This is a genomic window from Caballeronia sp. GACF4, from assembly GCF_023631025.1.
Taxonomy (GTDB): domain Bacteria; phylum Pseudomonadota; class Gammaproteobacteria; order Burkholderiales; family Burkholderiaceae; genus Caballeronia.
In genome coordinates, this window is the sequence record NZ_JALQDW010000047.1 from 1 (window position 1) to 271 (window position 271).

At 59.8% G+C, this 271-nt stretch carries 1 pseudogene; it reads right to left on the reverse strand.

Annotated features, from left to right (window positions below):
• Positions 1-40: 40 nt before the first annotated feature.
• A pseudogene (locus tag NCR40_RS31030) lies at positions 41-271 on the reverse strand (HD domain-containing protein); the annotation flags it as partial.

Consider the following 271-nt stretch of genomic DNA (forward strand, 5'->3'; position numbering starts at 1 on the left):
CCCTTGTGCGGTCGGGTACCGCTCCCCGCAGGTTCAATCCTCATCTTCTTGTGGCCCAACGAGAGTTGCGCATCAGAGCGCTGAAGTCTCGACGGGCGAAGTGGGGATCCTCATAAGCCATGACATCCGCCAAGCGCGTACCCTGAGTGGTTTCAGGCCGATGCTTCAGGCTGTCATAGAGGGCACGCATGAAGACCTCCGCGAAGTCGGACGGATGAGGGTAAGCCCTCTCGATGGCGTCTCGCTGCTCGTCGGTGATTTGGTGTTTGGC